This window comes from Collinsella aerofaciens (assembly GCF_019131995.1).
Taxonomy (GTDB): domain Bacteria; phylum Actinomycetota; class Coriobacteriia; order Coriobacteriales; family Coriobacteriaceae; genus Collinsella; species Collinsella aerofaciens_S.
In genome coordinates, this window is record NZ_JAHONA010000074.1 from 1 (window position 1) to 510 (window position 510).

Sequence of the window (510 nt, forward strand, 5' to 3'; positions counted from 1 at the left end):
ATATAGGCACACAAGGTCAAAGGCGGCACCATGATCCTCCTGGTCGACAAGATCGTGCGTTGAACGGGTGCCGCGCGCATGGTAGTATTTCACATCGTGGTTCAAAGCGTTGGAGGCTGTTCTGCCACCCCAACTGCAAGTGTCACTTTATAAGGGCTCTTGGCGCAACGGTTAGCGCAGGGGACTCATAATCCCTGGGTTCTGGGTTCGAATCCCGGAGGGCCCACCAGGTTTTTCAACAGGTCAGACAATATGTCTGGCCTGTTTTCTTTTTCATGGCAGTAGTTTTCACTTGCGAATAGCCTGCTTGCTCACTTCCGGGCGCCCTCGGTCGGCTGCCTGCGATGCCGCCGCCGCGAAACCGGCCCATCTACTACGTTTGACCCCGGCCCCTAGACCATACCCCGTATTTCGCGAAAACCGCAGGCCGTCTACCTGCACTGATAATTGTCCTTGGGGGAAGCGGGCACTGCGGGGCGCGGCGACGGCGCGCGATTTCCGCGTCGCAGC

The 510-nt window shown here is 58.2% G+C and carries 1 tRNA gene; it reads left to right on the forward strand.

Annotated features, from left to right (window positions below):
• Nucleotides 1-153 precede the first annotated feature (153 nt).
• Nucleotides 154-229: transfer RNA gene (locus KSY82_RS10220), tRNA-Ile, on the forward strand.
• Nucleotides 230-510: the final 281 nt, after the last annotated feature.